Genomic DNA, 22,665 nt, shown 5'->3' on the forward strand with positions numbered 1-22,665 from the left:
GGCGTTCAAATTTACAATTAAAAGAGTAGTTTTTCTTCCGTTTTCGGTGCCTCATCCTGCGTTGCATCCGGAGCTAACGACGTATCGGTAAACGTTTCACTCCCGTTTTGCTCATCCGTAGGAGCTCGGTATACTCCCGCAGGAAGATCAAAATAGCGTTTGGTATTCGGATAAATGCGTAACATATCTTCGTAATAATAACGAAAAACCGGTGCTGCGGCACGTCCGCCCGTTTCACTGCGGCGCATTGGGGTGTTGTTATCATGTCCGAACCATACGACCGTCTCTACGGTTGGAGAATAGCCGACAAACCATGCATCGACATTTTTATTGGTTGTTCCCGTTTTACCGGCAATCTCTATCCCGCCCACACGTGCCCCTGTTCCGGTTCCGTGGCTCACGACATCTTTCAAAATTGAGGTCATGAGATAGATCTGCTGAGGGGTATTGACTTGACGACTTTTGTTTTCATACTGAATCGTCTCCCCTTTTGGGGTGATCACTTGTCGTACCAGCATTGGATTCGTCAAGGCTCCGCCGCTGGCAAACATCGTATAATATTTTGCTATATCGATCGGAGAGATCATAATCGTTCCCAAAGCGATAGAAAGGTCAGGTGGAAGATTTTCAACAATTCCGTAACGTCTCAGTCCATCGGTAATCTTCCCAAATCCCATATCACTGACCATGTTGATCGTCGCAAGGTTGCGCGAGTGGGTCAGTGCATCTCGGATCGTAACCATCCCTTTGTATTCATTTTTATAGTTTTTCGGCTGCCATGTCTTTTCTTCACCGTCATCTCCCGCATAAGTATACGTACGGGCTATATCCGGAACAAGTGAGGAGGGTGACATACCGCTATCGAGTGCTACTTGATAGATAAACGGTTTAAAGGCCGATCCGGGTTGTCGTTTCGCCTGTGTCACGCGGTTGTAAGGGCTGAGGGCATAATCATACCCCCCGACCATCGCCAGAATTTCTCCCGTATGAGGGTTCAGACTGATAAGGGCGCCGTTGAGCTGACGCTGCATGTTCTCATCCAAATCACCCGCTTCCTGAGCACGCTTCAAAATCTCATCACGACCCGACTGAAGCGCCTTATATCCCGCTTCTTGCAATCGCATATCGATTGTGGTGTAAATCTTATACCCGCCGCTGCGAATATCGGGGAACGCATCGCCGAGCTGACGCATTACCTCATCGATAATATAGGGACCCGAATTTTTGCTGAGGGTGTCATTGTAAACTTTCGGCCGCTCTTGGGTCGCTTTTTCATAGGTTGCCTGATCGATCCATCCCAGCTCATACATCCGTCCGATAACACGATTCGCCCGTCCCAGACAGAGTTCATAATTTCGAGTCGGAGAATAAAAGTTAGGGGCTTTCGGAAGACCGACAAGCATCGCAATCTCTTTGAGGCTCAACTCTTTGAGAGGTTTACGAAAATAACCGTCCGATGCCGTTTTGATCCCATAGTATCCGTGTCCCAAATAGATTTCGTTGAAATAACGTTCTAAAATCTGCTCTTTGGAGAGTTCTTGCTCAATACGGATAGCGTAGAGCACCTCTTTAAATTTACGGGAGAATTTTTTCTCACGATTGAGAAGAGTATTTTTAACAAGCTGCTGAGTAATCGTACTCGCACCCTCTTTGAGTTTCCCCGCACTGACGTCTTTGATGATCGCCCGCATAATCGCATCGGGATTAACCCCGCCGTGTTCAAAAAACATCGTATCTTCAATCGCCAAAAGGGCTTCAATCAAGCGTGGAGGGATGTTTTCATACGAAACGTAATATCGGTGTTCGTCACTAAAAAGGTTGGCAATTTTGTTCCCGTTACGATCGTAGACTTCCGTCGTCAAACGGGGCTGATATTTGATCAGTTTTTGGGTTTCATATTCAAAAGAGTAAATAAGATACCCTAAAAAAACGACGGGAATCATCACGATAATTCCGAGCCCTATGAGCATATATTTTCTCATTTTTGTCCGTAGCGGTACTTCGTCATAGGAGTTGATCAATTTCTAAATCCTCTGGTTTTAAATTCAGCGTCTATCAGCGCTTGAGTATACCCCTCTTGGGGGTGAGCGATAACATCAGTCGTTTCTCCCGCTTCGATCACACGACCCTCACGGAGAATACAAATATCTTCACATAATGCCGATGCCACACTCATATCATGGGTAACAAACAACATGGAAAAGCCCATTCTCTCCTGCAGTGTTTTTAACAATGCAATCATAGCCTCTTTTGAGGCGGGATCAAGTGCCGTAGTCGGCTCATCGAGTAATAAAAGCTTCGGGTTTGATCCCAAAGCAATCGCGACTACAACCCTCTGAAGCTGCCCCCCTGAGAGCTCGGGAGGAAACCGTTCTAAGAGCGATTCATCCAAACCCAACAGAGCAAACAGGTCACTTTGTCTCTCACGCGTCAAAAACATTTGCTCTTTAATCCGTGTGAGCGGAGAGAGTGCCGTAAACGGATTTTGAGGAACTAACGAGAGCGATACTCCCCGCTTCCACTCAAAATCGGATCGTTTCTCGATACTTATCTCTAATGACGGCTCCAAAAGCCCCAAAAGGGCTTTAAGGGTAAGCGATTTACCGCTCCCGCTTTGTCCGACCAATGCCAATGAACGCCGAATATCAAAAGAGATATCCACCAGCACTCTATCTCCGTGGGCGATTTTGAGCCGATCGATATGAATCGTATTCATAGTACTATTTTACCCAAATCTGTGTTAAACGCTCACACACCCGAGCCAAACGTACCTCATCAATCTCCAACCTCGCAATGAGACGGAGGATCGCTTTTTTCACCGTCGGCTGGCGAATCGCTCCGACATGGACTCCCATCTCATTTTTAAGCTGCTCCTGCAACCGCATCACCTCGCGATTATCCCCGATTTCTATCGGAACAATCAATCCCGCACAGGTGATTCCCAGTATCTCTTTCACGATTTTCTGTCGTGCCACTATCTCTTCACGCAACACTATCGCATGGGTTTGAATATAGATCAATGCGTGATGCGCTAATGCCGTATCATACAGCGAAGGGGCAGTTGCATAAATGACGTTTTTAGCACGATTGATCAAATACTCGCTGATATGGGTAGAGGAGAGGACATACGCACCGAAACTCCCGTACGCTTTCCCCAGCGTCCCCATTTTAATCATCAGAGGAGTCGGTACAATGGCATAATAATCAAGAATCCCCATCAAATGCTCACCGATCACACCGCTGCTATGCGCTTCATCCAAAATCAAAATTGCCTCATGCTCTATGGCAAGTTCGATAATCTCTCGAGGAACAAGATCACCCCCCATCGAGTATATCCCCTCTACCGCGACAATAACCCGTTTTCCCTGCGCCCGTTCAAGCTCTGTTTTCAAAGCGGATGGATCATTATGGGGGAAAAAGATCACTTCCCCCTCACACATACGAGCCCCAGCTACACCGCTAGCATGGTACTCCTCATCCATCAGGAGAACATCTCCCTTGCGGACAAGGGCTTCGATAAGACCGATATTAGCATTAAATCCGCTCCCCATCACGATCCCCGCCTCAAAGCCGTTAGCGTCGCACAATGCCTCTTCAAACGCCGCATGGATTGGATGGTAGCCGTTGACCAGCATCGATGCTTTCGGAGCATGATCAGGGTATCGATTGAGTGTCTCGCACGCTTTTAGATGGAGCTCTTTATTCTCAGCCAGTCCCAAATAATCATTCGAGGCGGCATCAAACAGGGATTCATCACGAATACGACGTTCACGATAGCGACCTGAGCGCTTTAGTGCGTTTAACTCGCTTGTGTAGGGATTATTCATCGTTGAGAGGGGAGCTGTGCTATGTAATTACGGATCTCTCGAATCCGTTCATCATCGGCAGGATGGGTCGATAAAAACGGAGGTGTCTTTTTGGAATCTTTCGACAAACGTCCCATATTTTCCCAAAATTTGAGGGCTTGCGAAGGGTTATATCCCGCCCTCCACATCAAATAAACACCTATTTGATCCGCTTCATGCTCAAACTTTCGGCTGTATGGGAGGATAAGACCGACTTGCGATGTTACCCCATACGCCTGCGCATAAAGATTTTGGTACTCCGGAGGGACATTTAATGCCGCGGATAAAACCTGAGCACCCAAATTGCTAACCGTTTGCATCGACATCCTCTCTGCCCCGTGACGTGCCAAAGCGTGAGCAATCTCATGCCCCATCACCGTAGCGATCTGATCATCATTTTCGGTAATTTTCAAAATCCCCGTGTAAAAAAAGACTTTTCCCCCCGGCAAACAAAAGGCATTGGGAGTTGCGTCATCAATCACCGTAAATTCCCACGCAAAATCGCTTCGCCCGCTCACTGCCGCAATCCGTTCACCAATCCGTTTAATTCGATCTTGAAGCGCTTTATCGGTGCTTATTTTTGATCCTTTGACTACTTTTTGAGCTTCACTGACGCCTAATGCCATCTCTTGGTCGGGTGAAATCATCATAAACTGTGTACGGTTTGTGACCGGTGTCGTTGTACATCCGACAAACAGTAATCCGATTAATACGATGCATCTAAACTTCATCATAGCCTCCTAAAGAAACGGTTTGAGCATTTCGACACAAAGCCCCATTGCTGTGCTCTCATATCCGCGCACTTCACGAATATAAGGTTTGCAAAATCCCTCTACCATACAGGCTCCCGCTTTGCCTCGCCACTCACCGCTTTGAAGATAGTTCTCAACGTCCCTCGGATCAAACTGATCGAAAAAATAGTGGGTCGAAGAGATGTCTATTAATTCCAAACGAGGAGTCTTGTAAATCATACAAGTTATAATAGCCACTTCCGAGCCGCTTTGTGTCTCCAAAATGATCCGTGCATCTGCTTCATCTTTGGCTTTTCGCAAAATCTTTCCCTGTGCAGTGACAACCGTATCGGCAACAAGAAGGGGATAATCGTTGCAGCCGAATTTTTCTAAATTGACTTTGTATTTTCCGAGTGTCGCTTGATAGACGAAATTTTTGGGTGACGATGCGAGTATGGAATCTTCATCGAAATCGATAGATTCTTGGATAAAAGAGATACCCGCCGCTTTGAGGAGTTCGGCGCGGGTGATGGAGGAGGACGCTAAGCGTATCATGGTTTAATAAGCGTTTCGGAGTACCACACCGATAAAAATAGCGGTAACACCCAACACGATATTCACGGGAACCATGGTTTTCGCGATAAGGCCGAGCATCTCTTTGGCTTTTTCAAGATTTCCCACTTTTAGTGCTTGCTCTGCTTTTGCACGACGCCACATCATAGCGCCTAAATTCAATGCCATAATGAGCCAAATTGCCTCTTTGATATGAACGGTGTTGTAGATACTCATCGCATACTCATCGATTACATTACCCATGGGATCCATCGCCGCCGCGCGGAATCCAAGACCGACCGCCATCAAAACCGCTGTAATAATAAGAATGATAACAAACGGCATTACGATAGCGAAAAGACGTTTGAGAGTATGCGCCGCACGCTCTAGTCGTAGTTTCGGATCACTGATGAGTGCTAATGACTGATGGGTTGCAAATCGGATGGCAATCATCCCTCCAACCCAGATAACAGCACTTATAACATGTAAAAAAACGATCAATGTACGATGATGGGCAAACGTTTCGACTAAAAATTCTTTCATTACGAGAGTTCCTTCGTCACATACGCCAAGGCCGCCTCTTTGGCTTCACCTAATTTGCTCGCATCTTTTCCCCCCGCTTGAGCGAAGTCAGGACGTCCGCCGCCCCCGCCGCCGAGGATCGGAGCGATTGCTTTGATCCAATCCCCCGCTTTAACATTAGTGTTTTTAGCACCCGCCGCGAGGAGTACTTTATCCTCTTTGATTTGGAATAAAATCACCGCAACCGAGTCATGTTGATTTTTAAGCTCATCGATACGCTCTTTGATATCGCCCGCCGTGAGTTCGCTGACAACGACCGCCGTATTCCCTATCATCGTGACGGAAAGTTCCTCTTTAGCTGAAGAAGCCAATGTGCTCATTTCAGTTTTTAGGGTTTTTACTTGCTCTTTAAGACGCTCGATTCCCGCCAATACATCTCGATTTTTAACCGATGCTTCCACCTCTTCGAGAAGGTGACGCTGTTGTTTAAAGAGGTTGTAGGCGGCATTACCGCACACCGCTTCGATACGTCGAACTCCCGCACTGACCCCGCTCTCTTTGACGATGACAAACGTCCCGATGGTTGCCGTATTATCGACGTGGATACCGCCGCAGAACTCGACTGAAGCCGTTCCGAAATTGACGACGCGTACCGTATCGCCGTATTTCTCACCGAATTGTGCTTTCGCCCCGCTTTTTTTCGCTTCGTCGATGCTCATTTCACGCGTCATCCCCTCAAGTGCATGGAAGACATGATAATTCACTCTCTCTTCTACGAGAGCGATCTCTTCGTGAGACATCGCTTTAGGATGTGAAAAGTCAAAACGGAGACGGTTGTGTTCGACCAATGACCCAGCTTGGGAAATATGTTCGCCCAGTTGCTCATACAACGCTGCGTGCAACAAGTGGGTTGCCGAGTGGTGTTTCGCAACCTCGTTACGTGATGGATCGACAATCGCCTCTACCGTATCGCCAACGCTCAATGTCGCTTTGGTTTCAATGTGGGAAAGATTCAACCCATGGAATTTTTTCGTTTCGGTTACAACCGCTCTCTCTCCAAGAGTTCCGATATCGCCACATTGTCCGCCGCTCTCCGCATAAAACGGAGTCTCTTCCAAAAGAACCCATCCGCTCTGGTGAGCGTGCAACTGATCAACGCGCTCAAAATTCTCACCCAAAAGGGCTTGGATTTTGACCGGAGCTTTCGTATACGCGTATCCGATAAAGGAGTTGACACCGAACGTCTCAAGAAGGGTTTTAAAATCCCCCTCAACATGGGCATCACCTGAGCCTTTCCACGCCGCTTTCGCCCGTTTTCGCTGCTCTGACATCAATGTCTCAAACGTCTCTACATCGAGGGAAAGATGTTTCTCTTTCAACATATCTTCGGTCAAATCAAGAGGGAATCCGAAGGTATCGTAAAGTTTAAACGCCACTTCGCCGCTAAAGGTCTCTTTGGTGTTTTTCAACTCTTCGTTAAAGAGTTCAATCCCCGATGCAATCGTTTTGAAAAAGCGTTCCTCTTCGAGCATAATCTGTTCTTTTAATACGCTCAGTTTTTCCACGATGTACGGGTATTGTTTCCCCATCAGTTCAACGACGGTATCGGCAACCTCAAACATAAACGGTTTGGTAAATCCGAGCAAGTAACCGTGACGAACCGCACGACGCAAGATTCGGCGAAGAACGTATCCGCGCCCTTCGTTGGAGAAGTTTGTCCCCTGTGCGAGGAGGAACGTAACGGTGCGAATATGGTCAGCGATAACACGATACGACGCTCCGCTCGCGTATACATACGGTTGTCCGATAAGGGCTTCGACTTTACGGATGATCGGCATAAAGAGGGTTGAATCGTAGTTGCTCAATGCCCCCTCTAATACTGCGGTTGCGCGCTCTAATCCCATCCCCGTATCGATGGACGGTTTCGGAAGCGGTTTCAACTCACCCTTGGCATTACGCTCATATTGCATAAATACGAGGTTCCAGATTTCGAGGAATCGATCCCCGTCTCCCCCCATATAATCCTCAGGGCCGTTGAAATGTTCCGCACCCTGATCGACGAAGATTTCCGAACACGGTCCGCACGGTCCGGTATCTCCCATCTGCCAAAAATTGTCTTTATCTCCCAAACGCATAATGCGATCCGCCGAAATATGCTTTTTCCAAATCTCTTCGGCTTCATCATCGCTCTCATGGACGGTTACCCAGAGTTTATCGACAGGGAGTTTCATCACTTCCGTGACAAACTCCCACGCATGGGCGATCGCTTCCTCTTTGAAATAATCCCCGAAACTAAAGTTCCCGAGCATCTCGAAAAACGTGTGGTGACGCGCCGTATGACCGACGTTCTCCAAGTCATTGTGTTTCCCACCCGCACGAATACACGTCTGTGCACTGGTCGCACGAGGATTTGAGGGGATAGGGATATCGCCCGTAAAAATTGACTTAAACGGAACCATACCGGCATTGGTGAAAAGGAGGGTTGCATCATCAGGGACGAGAGGAGAACTCGGAACCCGAGCGTGTTGTTTTGATTCAAAAAAGGCCAAAAAGGCTTCGCGGACATCCATCATAGTCATACTCTCATATTGGATAAAATTGCGCGATTATAGCGAAGAAGGAGTTAAATAAAGAATAAGGGGTTTATTTGCGAGTGATTAATATCTATTCAGCCTCGTTTTGTCACTTTTTTACTAAACTTTTTAGATTAGATTTCTCGGTATATTGCTTCCGTTCGTGGTGAGCCTGTCGAACCATGAATCTAAAAGCGAAAAGTCAGCTTTTACTTTTTTTTACAATATCCTCAATACGAAGCTTAATATTCTGTGCATCTTTAACATTAGGAATTGTTACCCAAGCACCATATGCGAAAACTCTTATGGTCGCATAATTTCGATACTTTCCTAACAAAGTTGTCGTCACTTCAATGTTTTCAACCGTTTTTAAACTAAGGCTATCTTCGAAAGTTGTAAGAATACCTTGTTTGACAGATAACGTCTCATTGTTTAGAGAAACTGCCACAAAGTATGGTTCGAGAATTTTTCCGCAACTTTTGAGTACTAAAATAGCTGGTAAAACAACTAAGCTAAGAAGCATATCTGGAGTAAATTTACTACCTATCAAGTATTTTCCAATTTCATTAAATATAAGATACATCAAAGACAAACCAAATAATTGAAGTAAAATATCTACTATTGCTTCAATTGCACATGGATGTGTAGCTACATCTAATTTATTTTCTGAATTTGAATAATTTACCAATGTGACTCCTTATAACTATCAATATGCATAAAAGAGAATAGATTTATCATTAATTCGTTTGTGGCGAGCTTGTCGAACCATGAACACCTTCGACAAGCTCAGGGCGAACGGGGATAGATTCCGTGTCGAGCACGGAATGACTGGAGAGTTACGAAAATGCTCGATTCAATGCACTAAACATCGCTTTGATCGATGCTACGGTAATATCATTATCGCATCCGACACCGAAAAATTTCTCCAAACTCTCTGTCTGAATCTCGATATAGGCGACCGCTTCGGCGCTGGAAAGCTCTCCGCGTGAATGTTCCGAGTAGGAGAGGATTTTAAAGCTGTGGGAATACTCCACCATCAATGCATTTTTGCACGCATCGATCGGGCCATTCCCCTGCCCTTCGCTTCGGATCGCTTTGCCGTTGTGGGTGTATTCCAACACACATTTGGCGGAGTGCTCTTTTGCACTCTCGGAGATCACCGAATAATCGACGAACTCGATGTCATGCGGTTCACCGAAATAGGTTTTCTCGAAAATGTCTAAAATCTCTTCGGAGGTGAGCTCACGTCCCGCTTCATCGGTAATTTTTTGAACGATGGTTCCGATTTCAGGATGCATTTTCTTCGGCAATGAGTAGCCGAATTTATCTTCGAGGACGTAGGCTACCCCCCCTTTACCCGATTGGGAGTTGATACGAATAATCCCCTCGTAATTACGTCCCACATCCTGCGGATCGATAGGGAGATACGGTACTTCCCAAAACGCATCGTCTTTGGCGCGCTGATACGCCAGCCCTTTGTTGATCGCATCTTGGTGGGAACCTGAAAACGCCGTATAAACAAGCTCACCCACATACGGATGACGCTCATGGGTTTTCATATCGGTACACTCTTCGACGACACGAACGACACTCTCCAAATCGCTGAAATCGAGTTCAGGATCGACCCCTTGGGTGTACATGTTGAGCGCTAGGGTGATGATATCGACATTTCCGGTACGTTCGCCGTTAGAGAGAAGCGTCCCCTCGACACGATCCGCTCCCGCGAGCAATGCCAACTCTGTCGCGGCAACCGATGTTCCACGGTCATTGTGGGTATGGGTCGAGATCAACACGTGTTCACGGTTGGTGAGATGACCGGCCATCCACTCGATCTGATCGGCATAGACGTTCGGTGTCGCCATCTCGACGGTAGCGGGGAGGTTAATCACAACCTTGCGATTCGCGCTAATTTCCCAACGATCGGTTACGGCGTTACAGATACGGGCGGCAAATTCGAGCTCTGTCCCCGTAAAACTCTCAGGAGAATATTCGAGCATGATCTCGCCATCGTGTTTAGCGGCGCGGGCTTTGACCATATCGACACCCTCTAACGCCAACGCGATAATCTCATCTTGCTCTTTGCCGAAGACGATTTTACGTTGGGCTACCGAGGTAGAGTTATACAAATGGACAATCGCTTTTTTCACCCCTGCTAATGCCTCGAACGTTTTGTCTATCAAATGTTCTCGCGCTTGGACGAGGACTTGTACCGTGACATCATCGGGAATCAATTTTTGCTCTACAAGAGTGCGTAAAAAATCGAACTCCACTTTCGACGCGGAGGGGAATCCCACCTCGATATTTTTAAATCCGAGTTTCAGCAAGAGGGTGAAGAGAGAGAGTTTTTGATCCAAATTCATCGGGGTGATCAACGCTTGGTTTCCGTCGCGAAGATCGACACTGCACCAGATAGGTGCGTGCGTGATGGTTTTAGATGGCCAAATACGATTTGGCAAATCAACTTGAGGATACGGGCGGTATTTGCCTGCGAATGCGTGTTTCATAACGAAACTCCTTTTAAAATTCTCTCCTCACTGCCCTTGCTGGTGGCAATAAGTGGGCGAATTATAGCAAAAAGGGGAGCAAACGCGGATGAAGCAAATTTTTATCGTTTTTCGATCTTTTCAATAATATGCGCTGCTCCGTTCGGGGCAATCAGTTTTTCCAATGCTTTACTTTTGACACCGATATCACTCTCGATCGCTTCTTGCAGTTTAAGGGCTAATCCGTCGCTTTGTCTCTCGCACCATCCCGCATTATGATCAATGATATAGCGGGCATTATGGTACTGATGATCGGCCGCCGCATACGGAAACGGTATATAAAAAGCGGGGATTTTCGCCGCGCAGAGTTCCCAAAGTGTACTGGCTCCCGAACGGCTCACCGCAAAATCACTCCGCTCGCACAACTCCGCAATCTGCGTCGTAAACCCGTACACTTCCGCCGGTATCCCAAGATCATGGTACGCGGCACGTACCCGCTCTTCTTCTTTTAGACCGCACTGATGAATGATATGTATCCCTTTATCACGAAGCCACGGAGCGATTTCAAGTGCCAAATCGTTAATAAATTTAGCCCCCTGCGATCCCCCTAAAAAGATAACCGTCTTAATAGAATCACGAATGCGGGAGTTCTCAAAGTAGCGGGAATTAACGGGATAATCGCAATGATTTTCCCCCTCTTCATAAGAACTGAAAAAGCGTTTCGCATACGGACGGAGCAATCGATTGAGTTTTCCCGTCACCGCATTTTGTTCGTGTATGTAGAGCGGTGTGCCCGTCGCAACCGCCGCCATAGCAGCGGGTGCCGCCGAAAAGCCGCCGACACTCACAACGGCGTCAGCTTTAAAAGTACGAATCAACGTACGTGATTGTAACAGTGCTTTAAACACTTTCCACAAAGCGACGAGTTTTCCAAATCCCGATTTATTGACCACACCCGTCGTATCCAAAAAGTGAACCTCATCAAAAAGGGTGCTGTTTCCGAACCACTGACGATCCTGTCCCGATGTTGAACCGATAAACATCACTTTATGCCCTTGCTCACGCGCTTTTTCTGCCAAAGAGAGCGCGATCACCAAATGTCCTCCGGTTCCGCCGCCGGTAAAGATGAGATTCACTTTTTATCCCCCGATTTGTATTCAATCTTTTTAGAGACCATCAACACCATCCCTATCCCCATCGCCGAAGCCAACATGGCCGAACCTCCGTAACTCAAAAATGGGACAGAGATCCCTTTAATAGGGGTTAATCCGCTGATACCATAGGCATTGATCATAAATGCGAAGGTGATCAAAAGCCCAACACCCAAACTAAAAAGATAGGCCGTATCGTTATGAGAGCGATTGGCAATTTTAAAGAGACGGTGCAACAGCATAATAAAAAGGAGAGCCACTCCGAAAACCCCGATAAATCCGAACTCTTCGGCTATCCCCGCTAATACGAAGTCGGTATGAACCTCACTCAAAAAGCCGAGTTTGAACGTTCCGCCCCCTAGTCCCGCACCGAAAATCCCTCCGTTATGAATCGCATTGAGAGAATGTCCGATTTGATACGCCTCTTCGGCATTTTCGATCCGTAAATGGCGTGCAATCGGTTCAGGGAAAAAAGCCAATACGGTACTTTGTGCCGATCCCCACCATGACAAGATACGGTTTATACGGTGCTCCGAGGTAAAAATGAAAAAGAGGAAGAAACCTACGGCACTCCCAACCAAGGTCATAAAAAAGCGAAAACTGCTCCCTGCAAAAAAGAGCATAAACGCCAATGTCAACGCCAAAACGACAACCTGCCCCAAGTCGTTTTGCATGAAGGCGATCAAAAACATGACAATGATAAAAATAGCCGCGTAGGGGGCAAACCGTTTAAACTCTTCCGTCACCCCCATATCAGCGTGGTGACCGAGTTTACGGGAGAAACTCCACGCCAGAAAGTAGACAAAACCGATTTTAAAAAACTCGACAGGGGCGAGTGAAAATCCAAATAATTTTATCCACCGTTTTGCACCGCCGACTTCACTCACCAGCGATGCTGGGAGAAATGGCATCACAATCATCAAAAGCATCCCTCCGAAAAAGAGGCCAAGCCCTAAACGATGAAGCCAAATATCGGGGTCTAACTGAGCAAGCGTCCACATAATTAAAATCGAGATAACCGCAACAACCAACTCACGTGCAACGAAATGAAAGTCGTTATATTCGAATAAAATAACCGTATATGCGGAAAGGGTATAAGAGCATATAACCCCTAAGGTAATCAGCATTGTCGTCAATATAAATAGTTTTTTATCAGGCATTTTAGGACTTATTTAATGTATAATTTATGCAAGTATATCGCTCTTTATACTAGAGTTCGATAAAAGCAGTTTGTTAGAATATGGAATGTTTTTTGCTTTTGTATTCCAAACAAATTGAGAGAAAGGGGAAAAAGCAATGGGACTCACTATTTCACGTTCACATGATCTGATGAAAAGCGCCATGGATTACCGTGCTGCACGACAAGATATTATTGCCGGAAACATTGCCAATGCCGACACCCCTTTCTATCGCCCTAAAGATATCAGCTTCGAAGATACATTGGCTCAAAAGAGTGCTCAAATTTTTGCCGATAAATCTCAAACCCTTCAAATGGCGCACACTAACGGTGCCCATTTGGGACCGATAGATTCGGGTTCTTCAAAACCGACTACCTTTTTTCGAGACGGCCACATGGCGCGTAACGATGGAAACAGTGTCGATTTGGATGTCGAAACAACGGAAATGGCAAAAAACTCGACAATGTTTAATGCCCTCACCGCTGCACTCAAAAAAGATTCCGCTTTGTTCAAAAGTGTCATAGACGCTTCGGGCAAAACAGCGTAAGGATTAGATTATGGCTTTTTTAAATAGCTTTGACATCAGCGGTTACGGGCTCTCTGCTCAGCGTGTTCGTGTCAACACCATCAGTTCGAACATTGCCAATGCACAAACAACCCGCACCGATGAGGGTGGACCTTACCGCCGTCAAGAGGTTATTTTTAAAGCAATCGATTTTAACCAACTCTATAACAAAGCATTGGAAAACGAAACGTCGGCACTCGGCTACAGCGACCCGCTCAAAGAGGGATTGGCAGGTTTAAAACCAAATCCTGCTATTATGAGTGTTATTGTTGATAAAATCAGTCGAGATGACAGCGCACCGAAAATGAAATACGACCCTTCACACCCCGATGCAGACGCAAAAGGGTATGTTGCTTACCCAAATATTAATCCTGTCGTCGAAATGGCCGATTTAGTCGAAGCAACACGTTCGTATCAAGCGAACGTCGCCGCATTCGAAAGTGCAAAAAATATGGCCGGCAGTGCCATTAGTATATTACAAGGATAACAGAGTAAATGGCTAATATTCAATCGATAAAATCTCTCTCTACTGCCGATTTACTGGCGAACAAAAGCGGTAATACCGTCGAAGCAAGCAGTACCGATTTCGCACAAGAGCTCAAAAATGCCCTCGGCAACGTCAACCAAATGCAAGTTGACGGCGAAAGAGCTATGAGCGATATCGCGACAGGCTCAGTCAAAGATCTTCACCAAGCCGCCATTGCCATCGATAAAGCCGAAATCAGTATGAAATTAATGCTAGAAGTACGAAACAAGGCACTCAATGCCTATAAAGAAATTACTCGAACGCAAATGTGATTTAATCTTTTCACATGCGCCATTCCAATAAATCAAAAAAAATCCTTGCCCTTTTCCTCGTTCTCATGTTCGGTTTCGTCATTTTTTTGGCGGTTATGCTCTATACGGCACTCCATGAACGGGATATCCCCTCTATTTACTCTGAAGACAGTGCCAAAGCCCAACGCGGATCGATTATCAGCGCAGACGGCTATCATCTCGCTACGACCCAAAAACTCTATAAAGCAGTCGTCAATACCCGCAATATCGATCCGGGAAAAGAGGAACTTTTTATCCAGCTCTTCAGTATCTACAGCGGAACCGAGCCGAGCGAAATTCGAGAACGTCTCCATACCCGTAAAGGCTCCGTGACACTCAGCTACCATATCAGTCCAAAAGAGGCAATGTATCTTAAAACTCTTGCCTTTGAATTGCGCCGTTTGGGGGTATTTATCGAGTACGAAACCCCATCGGGTGAGCGTATTTTGCAAGGGTTGAATATCTTAGAGAGCGGCGAAGCGCGTCAATACCCTTACGGAAAACTCCTCACTCCCCTCTTGGGCTATCCTCGTAAAATCGAAGAAGAGGGGTATACTCGCGTTTACGGAATCAAAGGGTTGGAGAAATTTTTTGATGAAGAGCTGAACCCTCAACAAAACAAAACCCAAAAAGCGCTGCGTGATGTCAACGGCTATTTGATTTTAAATAAACAAAGCCAAGCCAAACGTCAGATCAACGGTCTAACCGTGAAACTCAATATCCCCATTATGCTCCAATCTCGCGTCGAAACGATCACCGACCAAATCAAAGAACAGCTTCAAGCCGATGAGATCATCGCCACCGTGATGGAGTCCAAAAGCGGAAAAATTATTGCCCTTGCCAGCTCAAACCGATTTGACCCGAGCCGTATCCGAACCGAAGACTACCCTTCACTCAATGCCAATGCCATAGAATACAGCTATGAGCCGGGATCGGTTATCAAGCCGATTATTTTTTCCCTTCTCCTCGATCGAGGACTTATCAACCCCTATGATATGGTCAACGGTCATAACGGACGCTTCACTATGGGACGCAAAACCATTGTCGATGAGCATGCCTTCAGTATGATCAGCGCCGAAGACGTCCTTGTCCACTCTTCCAACATCGGTATCGCCCAACTGGCGCAGAAACTCAACGGTGCTGAATATACCGAAGGGCTGAAACGATTCGGATTCACCCACTTTAGCGGTATTGACCTGCCGTATGAAAAACGGGGATCAATCCCCAGTTCTGCACAGTTAAACAATTACCTCTACAAAGCAATCACCTCGTACGGGTACGGAATGCGTGCCAATCCGATGCAGCTGGTCAAAGCGTTCAATGTCTTTAACAACGGGGGGAGACTGATCAATCCGATGGTGGTCGAGGCCCTCTATGATGACAACGGCCGTACCATTCCGATGCAGATACAACCGCCTGTTCAGGTAATTTCTCCCGCTACCGCAGAGCGGATGAAACAAATTCTCATCAAAACCGTCAATGAGGGGACGGGAACCGTTGCCAAAACAGCGGGAATTCAAGTGGGAGGAAAAACGGGAACGGCGCATATCGCCAAAAACGGTGCCTATGTTAACAGCTACCACACCTCGTTTATCGGTTTTGCCAATGATGCGACACACAACTATACGATCGGAATTACGGTGATCGAGCCGCGTACCGTCTACTTTGCCTCTATTACCGCCGTACCGGTGTTTAAAGCCATTGTCGATCTGATGGTAGAGGAAAAATACCTTATCCCCGATCCCTCAGCCGTAGCGGCCGCTGTTTCACCGGTAGTCACTACGCACCCGTAAGAGCTTTTTGAATAACACTCGTCACCTCTTTCTCAAAAAGGTGACGTTTCTGTATTCCCCATACTTCAATGACCGCTTCCCCTCTCACGTAAAGCTTACGCTTCGATTGCACAATAGCGAGAACACGGTTGCTGTTCAGATGTTTCGTATCGACACGAAACTCCAAAGGGATCACTTTTTCGCCGCCGGAAGGGATGATAAAAGAGTATGCTCCCCCCGATTTTGCTTCTCCTCGTGCAATCACCTCTTTTGTATCAATTAGGGTATAGGTGAGCGATACAATAGTAATATCGCTGTGCCATTTATTCACCACTTTTAAATCACTCCCCAAACGGAGTTCTCCGCTCTTCGTCGACATTCCTAAGAGCGACAATACCCCCAATACCATTTCAGCTTGGGTATTTTCCCAACGTAAATTTCCTTGCGGCTCAATGAAAATATCTTTCCCTATTTTCGGAGCACATCCAGCTAGGAGGATAACAATAAGAACACTCGATAGATACTTTTTCATATTACATCCACACATTATCGATTAGACGGGTCGTTCCGACACGTGCCGCAACCAGTACGATGGTATTGCCGATTTCAACTTCATCGATCGACTCAAACGCTCTATTGACGATCGCCACATACTCAACATCCAAAGGCTCAAGGATAACTTCCATAGCCCCTTTGATCTCAGCACTTTTGGTATTTCCCTGCATAAGCATCTTCGTTGCCCGTTTGAGTGCGGCTGAGAGTTTTAACGCCTCTTGACGCTCAGCGCTGTTCAAATAAACATTACGACTCGAGAGCGCCAAGCCATCCGCTTCGCGAACCGTCTCCATAGGGACAATCTCGATGTTCATAAAAAAATTGTGACACATTTGGGTAATAAGGGCGAGTTGCTGGGCATCTTTTTTCCCGAAATAGACACGAGTGGGGCGTACCATATTTAGCAGTTTCATGACAACCGTCAACACTCCGTCAAAATGTCCGGGACGGGAAGCCCCTTCGAGAATAAATCCTCTCACATCAGGGGCACATATCCGCACCTCATCTTCGCCGTACATCGTCCTTACATCGGGGTAAAAAAGAATATCGACACCGCTCAGCTCACAAATTTTAAAATCGGCCTCTTCGCGACGGGGATATTTACTCAAATCCTCACCTGGCAAAAACTGGGTCGGATTGACAAAAATCGAAACAACCACACAATCGTTCTCTTTGCGCGCCGCTTCGATCAGGCTGCGATGGCCGATATGGAGAGCCCCCATGGTCGGAACAAACCCGATACTCCCCTTAAGAGTATCCAGTGCACTACGAAGTTCAGATACAGAACGGGCGATAATCATTGTTTTAGCCTCTATAGAATATAATTGGCATTATAATATATCAGAAGGTATTCCTACTTATGGATCATTACGAATATACCGAATTACTTAAAACATTGACGATTAAAATGCAAAACGTCACCGATGTTGTCCGTCCTCAAGATATTAATAGTCGTTTGAGCGAAATTGAAGCACTTGAAAACACGGACGGCTTTTGGAACGATGCGGCTGCCGCCGGCGTTATCCAAAAAGAGAAAACCCAGTTGGAACGCCGTTTAGCCAAATATTCCAAAACCTTTCATACCCTCGGTGATGCCGTCGATTTGTACGATATGGCAAAAGAAGAGGGGGATGAAGAGACGATCGAATCCCTTTTCGCCGATGCGGGGGCACTGGAAAACAATGTCAAATCGATGGAAGTCGAAGTCCTTCTATCGGGTGAGCACGACAGTCATAATGCCATCGTCACCATCCATCCGGGTGCGGGGGGAACCGAATCCCAAGACTGGGCATCGATGCTGTTACGTATGTACACCCGTTGGGCGGAGCGACATGACTTTAGCGTAGAGATACTCGATTATCAAGCCGGAGAAGAGGCGGGAATCAAAGATGCGGCACTTCTGATCAAAGGGGTCAATGTCTACGGTTATCTCAAAAACGAAAACGGTATCCACCGCCTTGTTCGTATCAGCCCGTACGACTCTGCGGCGAAACGTCACACCAGTTTTACCTCCGTTATGGTCTCTCCCGAACTCGACGATGATATCGATATCGAGATCGAAGACCGTGATATCCGTATCGACACCTACCGTGCTTCCGGCGCAGGGGGTCAGCACGTCAATAAAACCGAATCGGCAATCCGTATCACCCACATCCCGAGCGGGATCGTTGTACAGTGTCAAAATGACCGTTCTCAACACAAAAACAAAGCGACTGCCTTTAAAATGCTCAAATCCCGTCTTTATGAACTTGAAATGGAGAAAAAGCAAGCGGCGGTTGATGGAATAGAGAAAAGTGAAAACGGCTGGGGCCATCAGATCCGTTCCTACGTCCTCGCTCCGTATCAGCAAGTAAAAGATACCCGTTCAGGTATCCCCTATTCGAACATCAGTACTATTCTCGATGGAGATATTGATGAGATGATCGAAGGGGTACTCATCTCCCTTAGCCGCAAAGATGACGACGAATAATCCAAACACCATTCTCAAAGAGTGCGCGCTCCATGAGCCGTGCTCCTATATTTCGGGGAATACCCAAAGCATCCATTATAAAGTGATCCAAGAGTGCTCAAAAGAGCAATGTGAAGCCCTCATACTGCGAGGATGGCGACGATTCGGATCAATGTATTTCCGTCCTATTTGTCAGGAGTGTCGTGCCTGCGAAAGTCTAAAAATTGATGTTGAACGCTATCCGCTGAGAAAATCGGATCGTCGAATCTTGCGTAAAAACGCCCATCTAAGCACCGTTATACGCCACCCTACCCTGACGCGTGAACACCTAAGCCTTTTTGAGCGTTACCACCGATACAAGCACCATACCCGCGATTGGGATGCACCTAAAAGCGACCCGAAAAACTACTACGCCTCATTTGTTCAGGGGCATGGCGACTTTGGTTTTGAGGTTCTCTATTTTGACGGAGATACACTCATAGCTGTCGATCTCATCGATATTTTAGAAGAGGGGATCAGTGCTCTGTATTGCTACTACGATCCCGACTACAACCACCAATCTCTCGGACGCTATACTCTGTTGCAGCAAATCGAATTTGCCCGCCGTTTGGGGCTTAAATGGATCTATCTGGGCTACTACGTCGAAGGGTGTCAAAGTTTGGAGTACAAAGCACATTACACCCCCTCGCTCGAACTCGTAGGGAGACCCGAAGAGGATGAGATACCGATATGGAAAGAGATAACCGATGAACTCTCTACTCTTTAACGACACCCCGATAACCCCGTCCAAAGTGATCTGTATCGGGCGTAACTACGTCGAACATATTTATGAGTTGAATAATGAGATTCCCTCCTCTATGGTCGTCTTTAACAAACCCAACTCCGCTATCACGGACTCTCTTTGTTTCATTTCGCCTGACACCCGCTTCGAGGGAGAAATCTGTTTTCTAATGATGGACGGAGCAATAGCGGGGGTGGGATTCGGACTCGATCTCACCAAAGGTGAACTCCAAAATTATCTTAAATCCAAAGCTCTTCCGTGGGAGCGGGCTAAAGGATTTGACGGTTCTGCCGTTTTAGGTGATTTTGTCCCTCTGAGGGTACCCCTCGAATCACTTCGGATGACGCTCCATATCAACGGTACTTTAGTGCAAGAAGCGACGTATGCGCTGATGATCTACAAACCCTCAGAAATGGTAGAGGAGATAGCAAGCTTTATGCGCTTTGAAGATGGGGATATCATCATGAGCGGAACCCCTAAAGGGGTCAATACCTATACTGTCGGTGATGAATTTATCGGAAGAATTTATAGTGGGGATATATTAGTGGTTGAGAATCAATGGAGTGTTATTCAGTCATAAGCTCTTCTAGGTTATCGGGAATATTCACAATCTCTTTTGTTTTTGTCCCAACACCCCTTGAAGAGAGCGACGACTCTGATATCAAAGCTTCGATATCTCCTTCAAAATCGGCTAGTACAAAGCGATCGCCCCATATTCTAAAAATCAGATATTCCGGCAATCTCATCGCTAAATAGTCGGCAAATTCTGAAATAAGTTCATTTCCCCCTTCCCAACCATGTGCTTTATTATAATGATGAAAATCTACCAATGAAATAATCCAAAGTTTATCCGGTTTCGGATGACGGGAACGTCCGTTAAACGTCATCATAAAATAATCTTCATTGTAAAGTTTCGTCAATCGGTCCTTGAAAAAATAGCTCATACGCTCTTCTTCGAGAGCAGTGGAACCCATCTGCGTAATCGATGTATCGATAGTAACATCGGCAAGAACTTTTGATGCGGCATTGACGACGGCCGGATGGTACCATTTACCGCTCAACTCATTCAACTCGTTCAGTGATTCCTCGATCTCTTTTCGGGGTTTATAAATACGGTTGGTGGTCATCGCGTCAAATGAATCGGCAACCGCCATAATATATCCCAGTAACGATATCTCTCCCCCTTTTTTACCATAGGGGTATCCGCTGCCATCATAGCGTTCATGGTGATCAATCATAATCTCCGCCAATTCTTTATACAAATGGACGGTAGAGAGAACCTCATATCCCGCTTTGGCATGTTCTTTAATTAGCTCATATTCAAGTTTAGTCAATTTTCCGGGTTTAAGCAATATTGAATCAGGGGTTACAACCTTGCCGATGTCATGCAATTTTGCAGACTCTACCAATTTTTGGATCTCCTTCTCGGGGAGCTCCATCTCTCGGGCAATCAGCTCCGCATAATGGGCTACTCTCACCGTATGTCCTGCGGTATAGGTATCACGCTGCTCGATCATATTAACCATGGCATCGATAAAATTTTGGTAACTTTTCAACCGCTCTTCGTGAAGCGTATCAATCTGCTGCTGTTGTGTAAACGAATAGAGGGCGAATCCTATATCACCGGAGAGCTCTTCAATCATTTTCTGCTCTTCCACACTAAACCCGTTTTCACGTCCCGTACAGATACTCAGTACTCCGATCACCTCTTCGCTAAAGGTGCTGCTTTTGAGAGGTAGTGCATAAATCCCTTTTATGCCGTGTTTCAGAGCGTTCTCTTTACACATTTCGCTCATGATCTCATCATCCATATCGGTGATCATAAGATTTTTTCCCTCTTCAAATGCCTTTTTATCAATCGGGGTAATATTTTTATCCTCTCCTACACCGTAGGCTGCCACAACACTCAGCTTGCCATCTTTTACAAGAGAAATTTTTGCACTTTTAAACGATTCGTTTGAGCTGAGACAGAGGGTTGCTTTATCTATCAATTCATCCACCGACCTCGTTGTAATCAACATTTGATTAACATCCGCAACCGTACGCAAAATACTTCGGAGGTATTTTTCGTTTAAATACGCTTCTTCAAGTCGTATACTTTTATCAAACAAATGCTGCGTTTTCTCTCGAACATGCTCCTCCAACGAAGCATTCATCACTTCGAGTTCTCCCCTGGTCTCCCGCAACCGCATATTAATCTTAAGTATATAAAGCGTCACAACGATCGAGAGAATTAAAAGGAGAAAAGAGATGAGAAGATACTCTCCATATTGTTCTAAAAAATAAGCGAAAGCGTCCTTCTTCCGATATTTATACGGCCCTAAATCAAGCTCTTTAAGACATTCGTGAATACTTTGATAATCAAGCGGTATCGTCCAGCCCAAAGCTTTAGAAGCTCGTGCCGCTTCTGAAGCCGAGGACATTGATATGAGAGCAACCGCTACTTTCTCCGCCAGCTCATCGGTGGTATGCTTGGAAGTAGCAATAGGCCACTCCGGATAGAGTCTCGTACTTGCCTGATAATAGAAATCGGGATAATTTTGGGGATTGATAATCACAAAATCATTAATATTGATTTTTCCCTCTGACGCCATCCTCTCGAGTGTATCGGTTCGAACCGTTCCCGCTTCTGCCTTCCCCTTCAAAACCGCGTTTACGACGGCTTCATGTGTTCCGTAAAACGTTACTTTCATCTTATCCGGGGGTATATGATACGCTTTGAACTCTCTCAAAGCCATGATCCAACCTCCGAAAGAATCACGATCGACTGCCGCGAAGGGACGATTTTTAATGTCTCCTAGTTTTTGGATCGTTTTATTAGAAGCGAGGGTAAAAATAACCCCTCCGAATTGGGTTTGGGCACGACCGTTTAAATCCATATTTTTAAGGGTAGCGATTCTAGAGATGCCGTAACGGTTTTCCAAATCGACATAATAAGCAGAGTTGGTAATGACAAAATCAATTTTCTTATCGCGCAGGTAGGGTGGAAATTCTTCAAATCGCAACGGAACTATTTCAAATTCGTAACGTGGAATTTTTTCGTTTAAATATTCAGCTGTAGGGTTCCACATTATGTGTGTTGATTCATAATTCTTATGCGCCAATACTCCGATAGAAACTCTCTCTTTTGCCTCTAATAGCAGAGTGAACAACACTAAAAAGGAAATAATACGTACTAACGTCTTCATCGTTT

At 46.1% G+C, this 22,665-nt stretch carries 21 protein-coding genes; 7 read left to right on the forward strand and 14 right to left on the reverse strand.

Translation table 11 applies throughout. The annotated features are described in order from the left end of the window. Nucleotides 1–17: 17 nt before the first annotated feature. From Q8O20_RS08000 to Q8O20_RS08050, 11 genes are all read right to left on the reverse strand, one after another. The gene (locus Q8O20_RS08000) at nucleotides 18–1,982 is read right to left on the reverse strand and encodes a penicillin-binding protein 1A (RefSeq protein WP_370688077.1); all 1,965 of its coding nucleotides are present in this window, start codon (nucleotides 1,980–1,982) and stop codon (nucleotides 18–20) included. 35 nt (nucleotides 1,983–2,017) lie between these two features. Next, nucleotides 2,018–2,716 carry an ATP-binding cassette domain-containing protein gene (locus tag Q8O20_RS08005; RefSeq protein WP_305530744.1) on the reverse strand — a complete coding sequence of 233 codons (699 nt, stop codon included), beginning with the start codon at nucleotides 2,714–2,716 and terminating at the stop codon, nucleotides 2,018–2,020. A gap of 4 nt (nucleotides 2,717–2,720) precedes the next feature. Beyond that, entirely contained in the window at nucleotides 2,721–3,827 is a 1,107-nt protein-coding gene (locus Q8O20_RS08010) for a pyridoxal phosphate-dependent aminotransferase family protein (RefSeq protein WP_305530745.1), read from the reverse strand. Next, nucleotides 3,824–4,579 (reverse strand): M48 family metallopeptidase, encoded by a 756-nt coding sequence (locus Q8O20_RS08015; protein ID WP_305530746.1) that lies wholly within the window; start codon nucleotides 4,577–4,579, stop codon nucleotides 3,824–3,826. The genes Q8O20_RS08010 and Q8O20_RS08015 overlap by 4 nt, the downstream gene beginning before the upstream one ends. Nucleotides 4,580–4,585: 6 nt before the next feature. Continuing rightward, entirely contained in the window at nucleotides 4,586–5,131 is a 546-nt protein-coding gene (gene maf / locus Q8O20_RS08020; RefSeq protein ID WP_305530747.1) for a septum formation inhibitor Maf, read from the reverse strand. 3 nt (nucleotides 5,132–5,134) lie between these two features. Next, nucleotides 5,135–5,671 carry a hypothetical protein gene (locus Q8O20_RS08025; RefSeq protein ID WP_305530748.1) on the reverse strand — a complete coding sequence of 179 codons (537 nt, stop codon included), beginning with the start codon at nucleotides 5,669–5,671 and terminating at the stop codon, nucleotides 5,135–5,137. Beyond that, nucleotides 5,671–8,220 (reverse strand): alanine--tRNA ligase, encoded by a 2,550-nt coding sequence (alaS, locus tag Q8O20_RS08030; protein ID WP_305530824.1) that lies wholly within the window; start codon nucleotides 8,218–8,220, stop codon nucleotides 5,671–5,673. Before alaS ends, Q8O20_RS08025 begins: the two co-directional genes overlap by 1 nt. A 205-nt stretch (nucleotides 8,221–8,425) precedes the next feature. After that, nucleotides 8,426–8,911: a PH domain-containing protein gene (locus tag Q8O20_RS08035; RefSeq protein ID WP_305530749.1), complete on the reverse strand. Its 486-nt coding sequence runs from the start codon at nucleotides 8,909–8,911 to the stop codon at nucleotides 8,426–8,428. A gap of 148 nt (nucleotides 8,912–9,059) precedes the next feature. Then, entirely contained in the window at nucleotides 9,060–10,727 is a 1,668-nt protein-coding gene (gene leuA, locus Q8O20_RS08040; protein WP_305530750.1) for a 2-isopropylmalate synthase, read from the reverse strand. Between the two features lie 101 nt (nucleotides 10,728–10,828). Continuing rightward, nucleotides 10,829–11,842, reverse strand: coding sequence for an undecaprenyldiphospho-muramoylpentapeptide beta-N-acetylglucosaminyltransferase (murG, locus tag Q8O20_RS08045; protein ID WP_305530751.1), 1,014 nt, complete (start codon nucleotides 11,840–11,842; stop codon nucleotides 10,829–10,831). Continuing rightward, nucleotides 11,839–13,017, reverse strand: coding sequence for an FtsW/RodA/SpoVE family cell cycle protein (locus tag Q8O20_RS08050; protein ID WP_304741806.1), 1,179 nt, complete (start codon nucleotides 13,015–13,017; stop codon nucleotides 11,839–11,841). Before Q8O20_RS08050 ends, murG begins: the two co-directional genes overlap by 4 nt. A 136-nt stretch (nucleotides 13,018–13,153) precedes the next feature. Between Q8O20_RS08050 and flgB the strand changes: the two genes are divergently transcribed. From flgB to Q8O20_RS08070, 4 genes are read left to right on the forward strand one after another with little or no spacing between them, the layout of a single operon-like run. Continuing rightward, nucleotides 13,154–13,582: a flagellar basal body rod protein FlgB gene (gene flgB / locus Q8O20_RS08055; protein WP_305530752.1), complete on the forward strand. Its 429-nt coding sequence runs from the start codon at nucleotides 13,154–13,156 to the stop codon at nucleotides 13,580–13,582. Between the two features lie 10 nt (nucleotides 13,583–13,592). Continuing rightward, nucleotides 13,593–14,087: a flagellar basal body rod protein FlgC gene (gene flgC, locus Q8O20_RS08060; RefSeq protein ID WP_304741810.1), complete on the forward strand. Its 495-nt coding sequence runs from the start codon at nucleotides 13,593–13,595 to the stop codon at nucleotides 14,085–14,087. 8 nt (nucleotides 14,088–14,095) lie between these two features. Continuing rightward, nucleotides 14,096–14,398, forward strand: coding sequence for a flagellar hook-basal body complex protein FliE (gene fliE / locus Q8O20_RS08065; RefSeq protein WP_294894121.1), 303 nt, complete (start codon nucleotides 14,096–14,098; stop codon nucleotides 14,396–14,398). A 14-nt stretch (nucleotides 14,399–14,412) separates the two neighbouring features. Then, nucleotides 14,413–16,209: a penicillin-binding protein 2 gene (locus Q8O20_RS08070; protein WP_305530753.1), complete on the forward strand. Its 1,797-nt coding sequence runs from the start codon at nucleotides 14,413–14,415 to the stop codon at nucleotides 16,207–16,209. On the opposite strand, the gene Q8O20_RS08075 is transcribed toward Q8O20_RS08070, so the two are convergent. Next, on the reverse strand, nucleotides 16,196–16,720 hold the full coding sequence (locus tag Q8O20_RS08075) for a hypothetical protein (protein WP_305530754.1): 525 nt from the start codon (nucleotides 16,718–16,720) through the stop codon (nucleotides 16,196–16,198). The two genes, Q8O20_RS08070 and Q8O20_RS08075, sit on opposite strands and share 14 nt — an antisense overlap. A 1-nt stretch (nucleotide 16,721) precedes the next feature. Beyond that, a complete protein-coding gene (panC, locus tag Q8O20_RS08080) occupies nucleotides 16,722–17,543 on the reverse strand; it encodes a pantoate--beta-alanine ligase (protein WP_305530755.1) in 822 nt (273 codons plus the stop codon). Between the two features lie 59 nt (nucleotides 17,544–17,602). Here panC and prfB point away from each other — a divergent pair, with 59 nt between their 5' ends. From prfB to Q8O20_RS08095, 3 genes are read left to right on the forward strand one after another with little or no spacing between them, the layout of a single operon-like run. Then, nucleotides 17,603–18,712, forward strand: a complete 1,110-nt coding sequence (prfB, locus tag Q8O20_RS08085) for a peptide chain release factor 2 (RefSeq protein ID WP_305530756.1) — start codon at nucleotides 17,603–17,605, stop codon at nucleotides 18,710–18,712. After that, nucleotides 18,699–19,457: an arginyltransferase gene (locus Q8O20_RS08090; RefSeq protein WP_305530757.1), complete on the forward strand. Its 759-nt coding sequence runs from the start codon at nucleotides 18,699–18,701 to the stop codon at nucleotides 19,455–19,457. Before prfB ends, Q8O20_RS08090 begins: the two co-directional genes overlap by 14 nt. Next, the gene (locus Q8O20_RS08095; protein ID WP_305530758.1) at nucleotides 19,438–20,052 is read left to right on the forward strand and encodes a fumarylacetoacetate hydrolase family protein; all 615 of its coding nucleotides are present in this window, start codon (nucleotides 19,438–19,440) and stop codon (nucleotides 20,050–20,052) included. The genes Q8O20_RS08090 and Q8O20_RS08095 overlap by 20 nt, the downstream gene beginning before the upstream one ends. Here the strand turns inward: Q8O20_RS08095 and Q8O20_RS08100 are convergent. Then, nucleotides 20,039–22,660, reverse strand: coding sequence for a PhnD/SsuA/transferrin family substrate-binding protein (locus Q8O20_RS08100; protein WP_305530759.1), 2,622 nt, complete (start codon nucleotides 22,658–22,660; stop codon nucleotides 20,039–20,041). The genes Q8O20_RS08095 and Q8O20_RS08100 overlap by 14 nt on opposite strands. Nucleotides 22,661–22,665 lie beyond the last annotated feature (5 nt).

The sequence above is a fragment of the Sulfuricurvum sp. genome (assembly GCF_030691015.1).
Lineage (GTDB): Bacteria > Campylobacterota > Campylobacteria > Campylobacterales > Sulfurimonadaceae > Sulfuricurvum.

Coding starts and splice junctions, on each gene's coding strand:
- Q8O20_RS08000 (WP_370688077.1), bottom strand. CDS start 1,982: ATGAGAAAATATATGCTCATAGGGCTCGGAATTATCGTGATGATTCCC.
- Q8O20_RS08005 (WP_305530744.1), bottom strand. CDS start 2,716: ATGAATACGATTCATATCGATCGGCTCAAAATCGCCCACGGAGATAGA.
- Q8O20_RS08010 (WP_305530745.1), bottom strand. CDS start 3,827: ATGAATAATCCCTACACAAGCGAGTTAAACGCACTAAAGCGCTCAGGT.
- Q8O20_RS08015 (WP_305530746.1), bottom strand. CDS start 4,579: ATGATGAAGTTTAGATGCATCGTATTAATCGGATTACTGTTTGTCGGA.
- maf (WP_305530747.1), bottom strand. CDS start 5,131: ATGATACGCTTAGCGTCCTCCTCCATCACCCGCGCCGAACTCCTCAAA.
- Q8O20_RS08025 (WP_305530748.1), bottom strand. CDS start 5,671: ATGAAAGAATTTTTAGTCGAAACGTTTGCCCATCATCGTACATTGATC.
- alaS (WP_305530824.1), bottom strand. CDS start 8,220: ATGGATGTCCGCGAAGCCTTTTTGGCCTTTTTTGAATCAAAACAACAC.
- leuA (WP_305530750.1), bottom strand. CDS start 10,727: ATGAAACACGCATTCGCAGGCAAATACCGCCCGTATCCTCAAGTTGAT.
- Q8O20_RS08050 (WP_304741806.1), bottom strand. CDS start 13,017: ATGCCTGATAAAAAACTATTTATATTGACGACAATGCTGATTACCTTA.
- flgB (WP_305530752.1), top strand. CDS start 13,154: ATGGGACTCACTATTTCACGTTCACATGATCTGATGAAAAGCGCCATG.
- flgC (WP_304741810.1), top strand. CDS start 13,593: ATGGCTTTTTTAAATAGCTTTGACATCAGCGGTTACGGGCTCTCTGCT.
- fliE (WP_294894121.1), top strand. CDS start 14,096: ATGGCTAATATTCAATCGATAAAATCTCTCTCTACTGCCGATTTACTG.
- Q8O20_RS08070 (WP_305530753.1), top strand. CDS start 14,413: ATGCGCCATTCCAATAAATCAAAAAAAATCCTTGCCCTTTTCCTCGTT.
- Q8O20_RS08075 (WP_305530754.1), bottom strand. CDS start 16,720: ATGAAAAAGTATCTATCGAGTGTTCTTATTGTTATCCTCCTAGCTGGA.
- panC (WP_305530755.1), bottom strand. CDS start 17,543: ATGATTATCGCCCGTTCTGTATCTGAACTTCGTAGTGCACTGGATACT.
- prfB (WP_305530756.1), top strand. CDS start 17,603: ATGGATCATTACGAATATACCGAATTACTTAAAACATTGACGATTAAA.
- Q8O20_RS08090 (WP_305530757.1), top strand. CDS start 18,699: ATGACGACGAATAATCCAAACACCATTCTCAAAGAGTGCGCGCTCCAT.
- Q8O20_RS08095 (WP_305530758.1), top strand. CDS start 19,438: ATGAACTCTCTACTCTTTAACGACACCCCGATAACCCCGTCCAAAGTG.
- Q8O20_RS08100 (WP_305530759.1), bottom strand. CDS start 22,660: ATGAAGACGTTAGTACGTATTATTTCCTTTTTAGTGTTGTTCACTCTG.